We start from the raw sequence: 12,492 nt of genomic DNA, 5'->3' as shown, positions 1-12,492 counted from the left end.
GTACGTCACAGCCATGGCCACGGCGCCGCCGGCCATGTTCCGCGAGACCGCACGTCCCACCGCCGCCTCGCCCAGCCGGGCGCTCCACCAGCCGGTGAGCGCCAGGGCCGTGAGCACCGACACCACCGTGACGGCCAGCCTCAGCGAGGCCGGCGGCAGCACGATGGCCAGGAGGGGCAGCAGCGCGCCCACCGTGAAGGCCAGGAAGCTCGCCCCCGCCGCGTGCCACGGGTTGGTCAGTGCGTCCGGGTCGATGCCCAGCTCGACCTCGGCGTGGGCGCGCAGCGCGTCGCGCTTCGTGAGCTGGACCGCGGCCTCCCGGGCGAGCCGGTTGCTCAGCCCCTTCTCCTCCAGCAGTCCGGTCAGCTCGGCGAGCTCGGCCTCCGGGGTCTCCTCCAGTTCCCGTTTCTCCGTCGCGAGCGCCGCCTCCTCGGAGTCGCGCTGGGTCGACACCGACACGTACTCGCCCGCCGCCATCGACATGGACCCGGCCAACAGGCCGGCCAGGCCCGCCGTCAGCAGGGTGGAACGGTCCCCGGTGGCCCCGGCCACGCCGACCACGAGTCCGGCCGTGGAGACCACCCCGTCGTTGGCACCGAGCACCGCGGCCCGCAGCCAGTTGAGCCGGGTGCCGAGCCCGCTCCCGTGCGGTTCGTCGTGGGGCTGCGCCTGTGTGTCCGTCACCCCGGGAGCCTCTCACCACGCTCCGCCCGGGTGCATCCCCGACCCGCGTCCGCGGCGCCTCGGCCAACTCCACGGCACCCTGTCCGGGTTCACCGCCGAAGGTGCCCGGATAGGCCACTGTCGGTCCCGGCCCGTATTCTCTGTGACCATGCTCGACGACCGTCAGACCGCAGCGCCGTGGCCGGCCGCGTATCCCCAGGGGTACGCGGTCGTCGACGTGGAGACCACCGGACTCGCCCGCGACGACCGGATAATCTCCGCTGCCGTGTACCGCCTGGACGCGAGAGGTGAGGTCGAGGACCACTGGTACACGCTGGTCAACCCCGAGCGGGACCCCGGACCGGTCTGGATCCACGGGCTGACCAGCGATGTCCTGGAGGGCGCACCGCTCTTCCCGGAGGTCGCCGCGCAGTTGTCCGAACGGCTCGCCGGACGGGTGCTCGTCGCCCACAACGCCGCCTTCGACTGGTCGATGATCGCCCGGGAGTACGCGCGGGCCGCGGTCACCGCGCCCGTCGAGCAGCGGCTGTGCACCATCGCGCTCGCCAAGGAGCTGCGGCTCCCCCTGCCCAACCACAAGCTGGAGTCGCTGGCCGCGCACTTCGGCGTGGTGCAGCAGCGCGCGCACCACGCGCTGGACGACGCGCGGGTGCTGGCCGAGGCGTTCCGGCCGAGTCTGCACGCGGCGGCCAGGGACGGGATGCGGCTGCCGCTCCTGGAGTGCCGTCCGCTGACCGAGTGGTACGACTCCCCGGTCGTCCCGCGCGCCGGCTACCGGCCGTCGCAGGGTCAGGGCAGCTGGCGGCCCTCCCGGAAGCGCCCCGCGTGTCCGTATCCCAACCCCGGGCGCTACGAGTCGGACAAACCCCTCATGCAGGGCATGCGGGTGGCCTTCTCCGGGGACACCTCCATCGACCGTGAGCTCCTGGAGGACCGCGCCGTCGAGGCGGGCCTGCACGTGGCGACGAGCGTGTCGCGGCTGACGAGCCTGCTCGTCACCAACGACCCGGACTCGGCGACGTCCAAGACCGTGAAGGCGAAGTCGTTCGGCACCCCGGTCCTGGAGGAGAGCGCCTTCACCCATCTGCTGAGGGACGTGGCACCGGCCAGGACGGTCATCGTGCCGAAGCCGTCACCGTCATCGGAGTGAACCGGCGGCGATTCGACCGGCATCGGCTCGCCCGCCGCCGCCCGGCGCCCCACCCTGTGGCGCATGGCACGTTGTGAGGTTTGCGGGAACGACTACGGGATGTCCTTCGAGGTGCACGCGCAGGGCGCGGTGCATGTCTTCGACTGCTTCTCCTGCGCCATCCACCGCATGGCGCCCATCTGTGAGCACTGCCGGGTCCAGGTCATCGGCCAGGGCGTCGAGGCCGCCGGCCACTGGTACTGCGGCGGCCACTGCGCCCGCGCCGAGGGAAGGGCGGGCATCGTGGACAAAGTATGACGGGCTGTCCCGTCCGCACGGGGGACCCTCCGTGCCGCACCCCATGACCCCGGTTGTACGGTCATGGGGTGTACCGCTTCCTGTTGACCCGGCAGTGGGTGATCCTCACCCTCCTCGTCCTCGCCATGATCCCCACGATGGTGGAGCTGGGTTTCTGGCAGCTGCACCGGCATGAACACCGGGTCGAGCAGAACGCGCTGATCACGCGGAACCTCGAGGCGGACCCGGCCCCGGTCACCCGCCTCACCAATCCCGGGCACACGGTCCCCCGCTCCGACTACTGGCGCGCGGTGACGGCCACCGGGACGTTCGACACCGAGCACGAGGTGGTCGTACGCCGCCGTACCTCGCAGGACGAGCGCATCGGCGTACTGGTCCTGACCCCGCTGGACCTCAAGGGCGGCGGAACCGTTCTGGTCAACCGCGGCTGGGTCCCGGCCGCGGACGACCAGCAGGCCTTTCCCGAGGTCCCCGCCCCGCCGGGCGGCGAGGTCACCGTCACGGGCCGGCTCAAGGCGGACGAGACGACGAGCGCCAGCGGTATCAAGGACCTCGACGGTCTGCCCGACCGCCAGGTGATGCTGATCAACAGTTCCCAGCAGTCGCATCTGCTCGGCCGTCCCGTGCTGGGCGGGTACCTCGAGATGACGGGCCCCGAACCCGCCGACGGCAGCCCCGAGATGATCGCCGCCCCCGACGACGGGTCCATCGGCCCTCACATGGCGTACGCCGTCCAGTGGTGGCTCTTCGCCGCCGGGGTCCCCGTCGGCTGGGTCGTCCTCGTACGCCGTGAGAAGCGCGACCGCGAAGAGGCCGCCGAGGAGAGCGGGACGACGGCGCAGCCGGAACCGGCGAGCGCCTGAGGCGGTCACGCCCCTCTGTTCGCACCGGTTTCGCTGCTTAGCGGAGCTCGGGTTCGGGAAGACGCCAGAGCGTGACCCCACGTATCGAGGACTACGCCATCATCGGCGATCTCCAGACCGCCGCTCTGGTCGGCAGGAACGGTTCTGTCGACTGGCTGTGTCTGCCACGCTTCGACTCGGGCGCCTGTTTCGCGGCGCTGCTCGGCGACGAGGACAACGGCCACTGGCGCATCGCCCCGCAGGGCACGGACAGCACGGACACCTGTACCCGGCGCGCCTACGCGGGCGACTCCCTGGTCCTGGAGACCTTCTGGGAGACCAGGACCGGGACCGTCAAGGTCATCGACTTCATGCCGCAGCGCGACAAGGCGCCCGACATCATGCGGATCGTCGAGGGCGTCAGCGGCAGCGTCGACATGAGTTCCGTCCTGCGGCTGCGGTTCGACTTCGGCTCCGTCGTCCCGTGGATGCGCCGCTCGCACGGCCACCGGGTGGCCGTCGCGGGCCCCGACTCCGTCTGGCTGCGCAGCGAGCCCCCGGTGAAGACCTGGGGGCAGCAGTTCAGCACCTGCTCCTCCTTCACGGTCGCCGAGGGCGAGTCCGTGGCCTTCGTGCTCACGTGGCACCCCTCGCACTCCCCCCGCCCCAAGCTGATCGACCCCCACAAGTCGCTGAAGCACACCCTCAGCGACTGGGCGAAATGGTCGGCGAAGTGCACCTACCACGGCCCGCACAGGGAAGCGGTGCTCCGCTCCCTGATCACCCTGAAGGCGCTCACCTACGCTCCCACCGGCGGAATCGTGGCGGCGCTCACGACGTCGCTGCCGGAGGAGATCGGCGGCGTACGGAACTGGGACTACCGCTACTGCTGGCTGCGGGACTCCACCCTCACCCTGGGAGCCATGATCTCGGCCGGGTACGTGGAGGAGGCGGCCGCGTGGCGGGACTGGCTGCTGCGTGCGGTGGCCGGTGACCCCGCGGACCTCCAGATCATGTACGGGCTCGCCGGGGAGCGCAGACTCCCCGAGACGGAGCTGACGTGGCTGAGCGGCTACGAGAACTCGCTGCCGGTCCGCACGGGCAACGCGGCGGTACGGCAACGGCAGCTCGATGTGTACGGCGAGGTCATCGACTCGCTCAGGGTGGCCCGCGCCGCCGGACTCGACGACAAGCCCCATGCCTGGAATCTGCAGCTCAGCCTGCTCGGCTTCCTGGAATCCACCTGGCGCGAGCCGGACGAGGGCCTCTGGGAGGTGCGCGGCGAGCGCCGCCACTTCGTGCACTCCAAGGTGATGGCCTGGGTCGCGGCCGACCGCGCGGTGCGCACCCTGGAGGAGAACCCCGGCCTGCCGGGCGACGCCGACCGGTGGCGGACGATGCGGGACGCCGTGCACGCGGAGGTCGTCGAGCGGGGTTACGACCCCGTACGCAACACCTTCACCCAGTACTACGGCTCCCGGGAGCTGGACGCCTCGACGCTGCTCATCGTGCGCACCGGCTTCCTGCCGCCCGACGACCCGCGGGTGGTCGGGACGGTCGACGCGGTGCGGGACGAGCTCGCCCACGACGGCCTGATCCGCCGCTACAGCACCGAGGGCACGGCGGTGGACGGCCTCCCCGGCGACGAGGGGGCTTTCCTCGCGTGCTCGTTCTGGCTGGTCGACGCCCTCCTGCGGACGGGCCGCAGGGACGAGGCCGAGGAGCTCTTCGCTCGGCTGCTGGACCTGCGCAACGACGTCGGACTGCTGGCCGAGGAGTACGACCCGGTGGCCCGGCGCCAGCTCGGCAACTACCCGCAGGCGTTCAGCCACGTCGGCCTGGTGAACAGTGCGGTCGACCTGGCCGGTGAGGACTTGGCAGGATAGGGCCATGGATCTTGGACTGAAGGACCGTGTGTACATCGTCACCGGCGCGACCCGCGGGCTGGGCAACGCCACCGCGCGCGCCCTCGCCGCCGACGGTGCGAAGGTGGTCGTCTCCGGCCGGGACGAGAAGAGCGCCGCCGAGGCAGCCGCCGAACTGGGCCCCGACGCGGTCGGACTCGCCGCGGACAACGCCGACCCGATGGCCGCCCGTCGGCTGGTGGACGCCGCGAAGGAACGCTTCGGCAGGCTGGACGGCATTCTGATCAGCGTCGGCGGCCCTGCGCCGGGCTTCCTGGCCGACAACACGGACGACCAGTGGCAGTCCGCGTTCGAGTCGGTCTTCCTCGGTGCCGTGCGTCTGGCCCGTACAGCGGCCGAGTCGCTCGGCGAGGGCGGCGTCATCGGCTTCGTCCTGTCCGGGTCGGTGCACGAGCCGATCGCCGGCCTGACGATCTCCAACGGACTGCGCCCCGGCCTCGCCGGCTTCGCCAAGTCCCTCGCCGACGAGCTGGGCCCGCGCGGTATCCGGGTCGTCGGCGTGCTCCCGTCCCGGATCGACACGGACCGGGTGCGCGAACTCGACGCCCTGTCGGGCGACGCGGAGGCGTCCCGTGCGGCCAACGAGGCGCGCATCCCGCTGCGCCGCTACGGCACCCCGGAGGAGTTCGGGAAGACCTCGGCCTTCCTGCTCTCCCCGGCCGCCTCCTATCTCACGGGCATCATGGTGCCGGTCGACGGCGGCGCACGGCACGGCTTCTGACGCCGCGGCTCCGGGGCCGGGGCGTCAGTTCACCCGCTCCGCGCGGTGCTTGACCGCCCTCAGACGGACCTCGGCGGGCAGCTCCTCAAGCCCTGCCGAGGTCCGCGCGTGGGCCAGCGCCCCCTCGGAGAGGCCACGCAGCGCCGTCCCCGGTGCCGCGTGCGGCTCCATCAACAGGCGGACACGGGCCCTCGGGGCGGTGCGCCGGCCGGTCAGCGCGACCTTGGCGTCGGCCACCCCGTCCAGGGCACCGGCCTCGTCAGCGAGCGCGCCTTCCAGTGCCCTGCCGCGCAGGAGAGCGCCCTCGCCGTCGCCGCTGTCGACCAGCACCTCGGAGAGGCGCCCGCGGCGCAATTGGGCGAGGAGCCACCACAGCGCGAGGACCACCAGGACGGCCAGGACCGCGATGACGGTGGGCCACCACCAGCCCTCGTCGCGCCACCGGGTCCGGTCGGCCTCGCTGAGCAGTACGTCTCCCTTGCCGTCGAACGGCCACCAGGAAGGTACGGACAGACCCAGCCCCGTCGCGAGGACGGCGCCGCCGAGGACGAGGAGGACCAGTCCCGCGAGGCCGAGCAGGACCCGGTTGACGGTTGTGATCACGGGGTCACCCCTTCTTCGCCGGCCGGCGCACGTGCACGGAGAGGCCGGGCGGCCGCGCCAGGCCCAGTTCACTGATGGCCCTGCCCAGGACGGAGTCCAGGTCGGCCCTGACGTCGTCGAGTTCGCGGAAGTGCGAGAGAGCTCGCACGGTGGCCTTGCGGCGGCTCATTTTCACCCGGACGGACTGCACACCGGCCACCTCCACGGCCCGGTCGCGCAGGACGAAGGCGGCGGCGGTCCGGTCGAGCCCGGCCCGCACACCGGCATGCCGGCGGCTCATGGGGAGCACCGCGCGCTGGCCGGGGGTGAGGGCCAGGAGAAGCAGCCAGAGGCCGAGTGCGGCCGCCAGGGCTGCTCCCGCGAGGACCCACACGTCGTCGAGGTGACGGGTCGCCAGGTCGTCGGCGACGGTACGCCGCCACTGCATGGCCGGGTGGTCGGCACGCACCGCCGCGATGTCGTAGAGCAGAAGCCCCGCGCCGCCGAGGACGATCAGGGCCACCAGCGCCGCCGGAATCCTGCGCCCGGACCAGAATCGGCCGGCTCTGCCGCCCGGCTGGTGGTCCGGCACGGGGACGGGCTCGTACGTCGAACCCGACGCGGACTGGTCCATTTCCAGCACACCGCCTGCCGGCGCCTGTTCGACGGTGGGCAGACGCCTCGTGCTGTTCTCCGGGTCCTGGGGCTCGCTCATCGGATGCTCCCCTCCGGTGCGGCGCCCGGATGCAGCCGTTCGACCTGCACCGCGACCTCGGGCACCTCCATCCCCGCCAGTGCTCTTACCCGCTCGGCCACGCGGCGACGCACCGCCCCGCACTGTCGGCCGATGTCGCAGGGGTAGACCAGGTCGAGGCTGACCCTGACCCGGGCGGCGCCGCGGTGCACGGTGACGGTGGCGCGGGGCGGGGCGGCGTCCTGGGGCCGCACGTCGACGGCCTCCTTCGCCGCCTGCGCGGCGATCTTCGCGACGACCCGGTCGGCGATCCGGGTCTGCCCGCGCCCGGAGGCGTCGACCCGGCCTGTCAACGCCGTCACCTTCGCCGGTCGCCGCGCTCGCGACTCCGGAAGAAGTCGCCGGGTTCCAGGTCACCGTCCAGGAAGCGGCCGGCGACGAAGCCGACCGCGCCCAGCGCGGCCACCAGCAGAAAGGCCCCGAACCCGCCGAAGTATCCGGCGAAACCGAGCGCCATGCCGGCCACCAGGCCGACCACAGCCATGCTCATCGTGTACTCCTCAAGTGCCGGGCGGGAGAGGTCTACTGGACGCGCGACTCGGAAGTGTCCTCGTCGTCGTCCTCGTCGGGCAGTTTGACATCGCTCACGGCGATGTTGACCTCGACGACTTCCAGGCCGGTCATCCGCTCGACCGCCGCGATGACGTTCTCGCGCACGTCGCGGGCCACCTCGCTGATCGCCACGCCGTAGACGACGACGATCTCCAGATCGAGGGCGGCCTGCGATTCGCCGACCTCCGCCTTGACCCCGCGTGACACGGACTTGCTGCCGCCGGGAACGCGGTCGCGGACCGCGCCGAACGTCCGGGAGATGCCGCTGCCCATCGCGTGGACACCGACGACGTCCCGTGCCGCCATTCCGGCGATCTTCTCGACCACACCGTCGGCGATGGTGGTGCGGCCTCGGGTCGCGGGGGCTCCCCCGCCGCGCTTGCTGAACTGGCTCTGCCTGCCGTCGTCTCCGCCGGACACACTGCCGGGGCTGTCGGGCCGGTTCCGCTGCGGGTTCTCGGTCATCGCCGCTCTTCCCTTCGGGGCGGGGGTGAACTTCCGTGGCCCACAGTAAGTGCGCTTGCCCGGTCCCGCGCCGCGAATGCGGCAGGGTGGAGCAATGACAACAGCTGACCGCCCGCACCGGGCCGACGGATGGGCGTCCGCGGTACGCCAACGACTCGGCCTGGGCCGATTGCTCCCTCTGGGCGGCCCCGCCGACTGCTCCTGGATCGCCGAACGGGCGGCCGCAGCAGTGCTGCGGGACGCCGCGGCCGGGTCGGGGGCCGTGCTGGGGACGCTCAGGATCGGCCTGGCCGGCCCGGACGACGCCCCGGAGCCGGTGGCACCCGGGCCTCCCAGCGCTCTGCCGCCGGGCCCGCTGCGGATCGAGGCCGGTTTCGCGGCGACTGCGCGGCGGCCGCTGCACGCCACCGCGGACGCGTTGCGCGCGGCTCTGCTGACAGCTGCGGCCCAGCGGCTCGGCCTGGCGGTCGACGAGGTGGACCTCCGGGTGACGGAACTCCTGGCCCAGGAGCCCCGGCCGGCTGCGGAGCCGACCGCCGACCTCCATGCGGCAGAACCGGACGGGGCCGCCGGGACGGCGGCGGCCGGGGTCCCGGGCGTCGTGTCGCTGACACGGGTGCTGGGCGGCGCCGTGCAGCACACCGAGGGGCACGTCCGGGTGGAGGTCGCGACGGCCGGGGACCATCGGGCGCTGGATGTGGCGCGGGCGGTGCGCGGGGCGGTGGCCGCCGCCGTGGAGGGCCGTCCGACGGTCACAGTGCTGGTCACGGCCGTCGTGGACCGGACGTGACGTTGCCCCTCACCGTCCGGTGAGGGGCAACGTCACTCTGCCGGTTCAGTCAGCGAGGCCGCGAGGCGGGCGAGGGGCAATGCATCCCTGCTCAGTCGGCGAGGCCGGCGAGGTCGCGCAGCCGGCGGCCCTGGGCGGCCCGCTCGGCGGTGCGCTGCTCCTCGTACGTACGCGAGAGGGCACCGCTCAGCAGTGCCTTGGTCTCGACGACCGCGTCACGCGGGGCGGCGAGCAGGGCCGCCGCGAGGTCGTGGCCCGCCGCGTCGAGCTGGTCAGCGGGGACGACGAGGTTGGCGAGACCGGTGCGCTCGGCCTCCTCGGCGTGCACGAAGCGGCCGGTGGCGCAGATCTCCAGTGCACGGGCGTACCCCACGAGGTTGACGAGGGGGTGGGTGCCCGTGAGGTCGGGAACGAGGCCCAGACTGGTCTCGCGCATGGCGAACTGCACGTCCTGCGCGACGATCCGCAGATCGCAGGCGAGGGCGAGCTGGAAGCCGGCACCGATCGCGTGCCCCTGGACGGCCGCGATCGACACGATGTCGTTGCGGCGCCACCAGGTGAACGCCTCCTGGTACTCGGCGATGGTCGCGTCGAGGTCGGCCTCCGAGCCCCGCGCCAGGTCGATGAAGGACGGCTCGCCGTCGAAACCCTCGGGTGCGAAAGCCTGCCGGTCGAGTCCCGCGGAGAAGGACTTGCCTTCGCCACGCAGCACGACGACCCGCACGCTGCCGGGGAGTGCCCGTCCGGCCTCTGCCAACGCCCGCCACAGAGCGGGAGACTGAGCGTTGCGCTTGGCCGGGTTGGTGAGCGTCACCGTGGCAACCGCGTCTTCGACGGTGAGCCGTACGCCGTCCTTGTCGAGCACAGAGTCGAGCGAGGTCATGGAGCGCCTCCGGATCGGGTGCAGTCAGCACTTACTGGCAAGTAACTGAACAGTAACCACCCGGACGACCTGATGGTCGGCCGGGTGGCCACCCGGTGTTCCGGTGAGCTCCCGGGCCGGCCTCGGCCGACCCGCGACCGCTGCCCGCCGTCAGGCCGAAGCGGCCTTCTTGCCCCGAGTCGCTCCGCCGCGTCCTCGCAGCGTGACTCCGGACTCGCTGAGCATCCGGTGGACGAATCCGTAGGAGCGACCGGTTTCCTCGGCCAGCGCCCGGATACTCGCACCGGAGTCGTACTTCTTCTTCAGGTCTGCCGCGAGCTTGTCACGCGCGGCGCCGGTTACCCGGCTGCCCTTCTTCAGAGTCTCGGCCACCCGTGCCTCCTCAAGGAAGTGCGCTCTGGACTCTCATGATCACCCCTCCCGGGCTTCCTGGCCACCCATTCGGCAAGGTACGTACGCCCGGATTCCCCGCCTCGAAGCGCTCCGACACAAGCGGAGTCAGCTATTCCAAGGGGTATCGGGGCCCGGCGGGACGGCCTGGCGGAAATACGGGCAGGTCAGGGCCGTACGGGGTGGGGCGGCCGGAAATGAGTGCACCCGGCAGTTATCTGCCGGGTGCCGCGCCGGAGTATGAGACCCGCTCACCCAGATGAAGGATCACCGATGGGCCGAATGATCCAGACGCGTTGGATCACCGGGTCCCGCGCCGGACCGGGGAGCCCGTGCGGGTCAGGCGAGGGCGACCAGGTCCCGGTAGTCCGCACCCCAGAGGTCCTCGACTCCGTCGGGCAGCAGGATGATCCGCTCCGGCTGGAGCGCCTCGACCGCGCCCTCGTCGTGGGTGACGAGGACGACGGCGCCCTTGTACGTGCGCAGCGCGCCGAGGATCTCCTCGCGGCTGGCCGGGTCGAGGTTGTTCGTCGGCTCGTCGAGGAGCAGCACGTTGGCGGAGGAGACGACGAGTGTCGCCAGGGCCAGCCGGGTCTTCTCCCCGCCCGAGAGCACTCCGGCGGGCTTGTCCACGTCGTCACCGGAGAAGAGGAAGGAACCGAGCGTCTTGCGGACCTCGACGAGATCGAGGTCGGGCGCCGCGCTGCGCATGTTCTCCAGGACGGTGCGCTCCGGGTCCAGCGTCTCGTGCTCCTGGGCGTAGTAGCCGAGCTTGAGGCCGTGGCCCTCGATGATACGACCGGTGTCGGGCTTCTCGGCGGCCCCGAGGAGCCGGAGCAGGGTGGTCTTGCCCGCGCCGTTGAGGCCGAGGATGACGACGCGTGAGCCCTTGTCGATGGCGAGGTCCACGTCGGTGAAGATCTCGAGCGAGCCGTAGGACTTGGAGAGCCCCTCGGCCATCAGCGGGGTCTTGCCGCACGGGGACGGCTCGGGGAAGCGCAGCTTCGCCACCTTGTCGGAGACCCGCACGGCCTCCAGTCCCGACAGCAGGCGCTCGGCCCGCTTGGCCATGTTCTGCGCGGCGACGGTCTTGGTCGCCTTGGCGCGCATCTTGTCGGCCTGGGAGTTGAGGGACGCGGCCTTCTTCTCGGCGTTCTGCCGTTCGCGCTTGCGGCGCTTCTCGTCGGCCTCGCGCTGCTGCTGGTAGAGCTTCCAGCCCATGTTGTAGATGTCGATCTGCGCACGGTTGGCGTCGAGGTAGAAGACCTTGTTGACCACCGTCTCGACGAGCTCGACGTCGTGGGAGATCACGATGAAGCCACCGCGGTAGGTCTTGAGGTAGTCGCGCAGCCAGACGATCGAGTCCGCGTCGAGGTGGTTGGTGGGCTCGTCGAGGAGCAGGGTGTCGGCGTCCGAGAACAGGATGCGGGCGAGTTCGACACGGCGGCGCTGACCACCGGAGAGGGTGTGCAGGGGCTGGCCGAGCACCCGGTCGGGCAGGCTGAGCGCGGCGGCGATGGTGGCGGCCTCGGCCTCGGCGGCGTAACCGCCCTTGGTGAGGAACTCCGTCTCCAGGCGCTCGTAGCGCTTCATCGCCTTCTCGCGGGTGGCGCCCTTGCCGTTCGCCATCCGCTCCTCGTTCTCCCGCATCTTGCGCAGGATCTCGTCGAGCCCGCGGGCCGAGAGGATGCGGTCGCGGGCCAGGACGTCGAGGTCACCGGTGCGCGGGTCCTGCGGGAGGTAGCCGACCTCACCGCTGTTGGTGATGGTGCCGCCGGCCGGCGTCCCCTCACCGGCCAGGCACTTGGTGAGGGTGGTCTTGCCGGCGCCNNCTCGACGCCGTCTAATGCACAAGGAGAATTGCCATGGGACTCAGTCTACTGGCGGTGTCCACCGGCTTCTTCCGCATGTCCCCGGCCCACGACGGCCCCATGGCGGCACCACCGGGCACGTCACACCGCCGGGCATCCCCCTCCGAACCGTCCGATACTCGATGGAGGAACGAGACGGAGATCACAACGGCGCCGGTGCGCGTCAGGTGTGGAGAGGGTGAGTTCGATGGCGGGCACGGAAGGCGTTCCCACGATTTTTCCGACGGTTCTGTACGCCGACGCGAAGGCGGCGATCAAGGTGCTGACCCAGGCTCTGGGCTTCACCGAGGAAGCGGTGTACGAAGGAGAGGACGGCCGTGTGCTCCACGCCGAACTGTCCTGCGGCAACGGCAGGGTGATGCTCGGCTCGAAGGGGGGCGGGGGTGTCTTCGCCGAAGCGATGGCCGGCGCCGGGCCCACCGGGGTGTACGTGGTGGTGGACGAGGTGGACGCGCACCACGCGCGGGCCGTGGAGCACGGCGTGGAGATCCTGATGCCGCCCACCGACCAGGACTACGGCTCGCGGGACTACATGGCCCGGGACGCCGAGGGCAACGTGTGGAGCTTCGGTACGTACACCCCGGGG

The 12,492-nt window shown here is 71.6% G+C and carries 15 protein-coding genes and 1 pseudogene; 7 read left to right on the top strand and 9 right to left on the bottom strand.

Annotated elements, in window-relative coordinates; all coding sequences use genetic code 11:
- On the bottom strand, nt 1-684 hold a 684-nt coding region (locus BFF76_RS22300), incomplete at its 3' end, for a VIT1/CCC1 transporter family protein (protein WP_065848917.1).
- A gap of 142 nt (nt 685-826) precedes the next feature.
- Here BFF76_RS22300 and BFF76_RS22295 point away from each other — a divergent pair.
- The 5 genes from BFF76_RS22295 (at nt 827) to BFF76_RS22275 (ending at nt 5,619) form a co-directional block, all read left to right on the top strand.
- Entirely contained in the window at nt 827-1,834 is a 1,008-nt protein-coding gene (locus BFF76_RS22295) for a DEDDh family exonuclease (protein WP_065848916.1), read from the top strand.
- 63 nt (nt 1,835-1,897) lie between these two features.
- Nucleotides 1,898-2,131, top strand: coding sequence for a hypothetical protein (locus BFF76_RS22290; RefSeq protein ID WP_079122456.1), 234 nt, complete (start codon nt 1,898-1,900; stop codon nt 2,129-2,131).
- Nucleotides 2,132-2,199: 68 nt separating this feature from the next.
- Nucleotides 2,200-2,994 carry an SURF1 family cytochrome oxidase biogenesis protein gene (locus BFF76_RS22285; RefSeq protein ID WP_065848914.1) on the top strand — a complete coding sequence of 265 codons (795 nt, stop codon included), beginning with the start codon at nt 2,200-2,202 and terminating at the stop codon, nt 2,992-2,994.
- Between the two features lie 71 nt (nt 2,995-3,065).
- Complete coding sequence (locus tag BFF76_RS22280; protein ID WP_031099876.1) at nt 3,066-4,859, top strand: glycoside hydrolase family 15 protein; 1,794 nt, start codon at nt 3,066-3,068, stop codon at nt 4,857-4,859.
- A gap of 4 nt (nt 4,860-4,863) precedes the next feature.
- Complete coding sequence (locus BFF76_RS22275) at nt 4,864-5,619, top strand: SDR family oxidoreductase (protein WP_031099873.1); 756 nt, start codon at nt 4,864-4,866, stop codon at nt 5,617-5,619.
- Nucleotides 5,620-5,643: 24 nt separating this feature from the next.
- Here the strand turns inward: BFF76_RS22275 and amaP are convergent, their stop codons facing one another.
- Genes amaP through BFF76_RS22250 form a run of 5 tightly spaced genes read right to left on the bottom strand, consistent with a single transcriptional unit; the run spans nt 5,644 to nt 7,972 of the window.
- On the bottom strand, nt 5,644-6,222 hold the full coding sequence (gene amaP / locus BFF76_RS22270; protein ID WP_031099871.1) for an alkaline shock response membrane anchor protein AmaP: 579 nt from the start codon (nt 6,220-6,222) through the stop codon (nt 5,644-5,646).
- Nucleotides 6,223-6,226: 4 nt separating this feature from the next.
- Nucleotides 6,227-6,916, bottom strand: a complete 690-nt coding sequence (locus BFF76_RS22265) for a DUF6286 domain-containing protein (protein WP_065848913.1) — start codon at nt 6,914-6,916, stop codon at nt 6,227-6,229.
- On the bottom strand, nt 6,913-7,257 hold the full coding sequence (locus BFF76_RS22260; protein ID WP_065848912.1) for an Asp23/Gls24 family envelope stress response protein: 345 nt from the start codon (nt 7,255-7,257) through the stop codon (nt 6,913-6,915). The genes BFF76_RS22265 and BFF76_RS22260 overlap by 4 nt, the downstream gene beginning before the upstream one ends.
- Nucleotides 7,254-7,445 (bottom strand): hypothetical protein, encoded by a 192-nt coding sequence (locus BFF76_RS22255; protein WP_031099868.1) that lies wholly within the window; start codon nt 7,443-7,445, stop codon nt 7,254-7,256. The genes BFF76_RS22260 and BFF76_RS22255 overlap by 4 nt, the downstream gene beginning before the upstream one ends.
- 32 nt (nt 7,446-7,477) lie before the next feature.
- Nucleotides 7,478-7,972, bottom strand: coding sequence for an Asp23/Gls24 family envelope stress response protein (locus tag BFF76_RS22250; RefSeq protein ID WP_031099867.1), 495 nt, complete (start codon nt 7,970-7,972; stop codon nt 7,478-7,480).
- 94 nt (nt 7,973-8,066) lie between these two features.
- Here BFF76_RS22250 and BFF76_RS22245 point away from each other — a divergent pair, with 94 nt between their 5' ends.
- Nucleotides 8,067-8,762, top strand: a complete 696-nt coding sequence (locus BFF76_RS22245) for a hypothetical protein (RefSeq protein ID WP_065848911.1) — start codon at nt 8,067-8,069, stop codon at nt 8,760-8,762.
- 91 nt (nt 8,763-8,853) lie between these two features.
- Here BFF76_RS22245 and BFF76_RS22240 read toward each other — a convergent pair whose 3' ends face one another.
- The 3 genes and pseudogenes from BFF76_RS22240 to BFF76_RS22230 form a co-directional block, all read right to left on the bottom strand.
- Nucleotides 8,854-9,645 carry an enoyl-CoA hydratase/isomerase family protein gene (locus BFF76_RS22240; protein ID WP_031099864.1) on the bottom strand — a complete coding sequence of 264 codons (792 nt, stop codon included), beginning with the start codon at nt 9,643-9,645 and terminating at the stop codon, nt 8,854-8,856.
- 150 nt (nt 9,646-9,795) lie between these two features.
- Nucleotides 9,796-10,017 (bottom strand): helix-turn-helix domain-containing protein, encoded by a 222-nt coding sequence (locus BFF76_RS22235; protein ID WP_006123601.1) that lies wholly within the window; start codon nt 10,015-10,017, stop codon nt 9,796-9,798.
- 357 nt (nt 10,018-10,374) lie between these two features.
- Nucleotides 10,375-11,865 (bottom strand): annotated as a pseudogene (locus tag BFF76_RS22230) (ABC-F family ATP-binding cassette domain-containing protein); the annotation flags it as partial.
- Between the two features lie 228 nt (nt 11,866-12,093).
- Between BFF76_RS22230 and BFF76_RS22225 the strand changes: the two are divergent.
- Nucleotides 12,094-12,492, top strand: a 399-nt coding sequence (locus BFF76_RS22225) for a VOC family protein (protein ID WP_065848910.1), incomplete at its 3' end; no start/stop codon positions are given.

Origin of the sequence: Streptomyces mutomycini, from assembly GCF_001700505.1 — a bacterium.
Taxonomy (GTDB): domain Bacteria; phylum Actinomycetota; class Actinomycetes; order Streptomycetales; family Streptomycetaceae; genus Streptomyces; species Streptomyces mutomycini.
The sequence above is the reverse complement of the archived record's forward strand: the minus strand, read 5'-3'. Positions and strand labels throughout refer to the sequence as shown.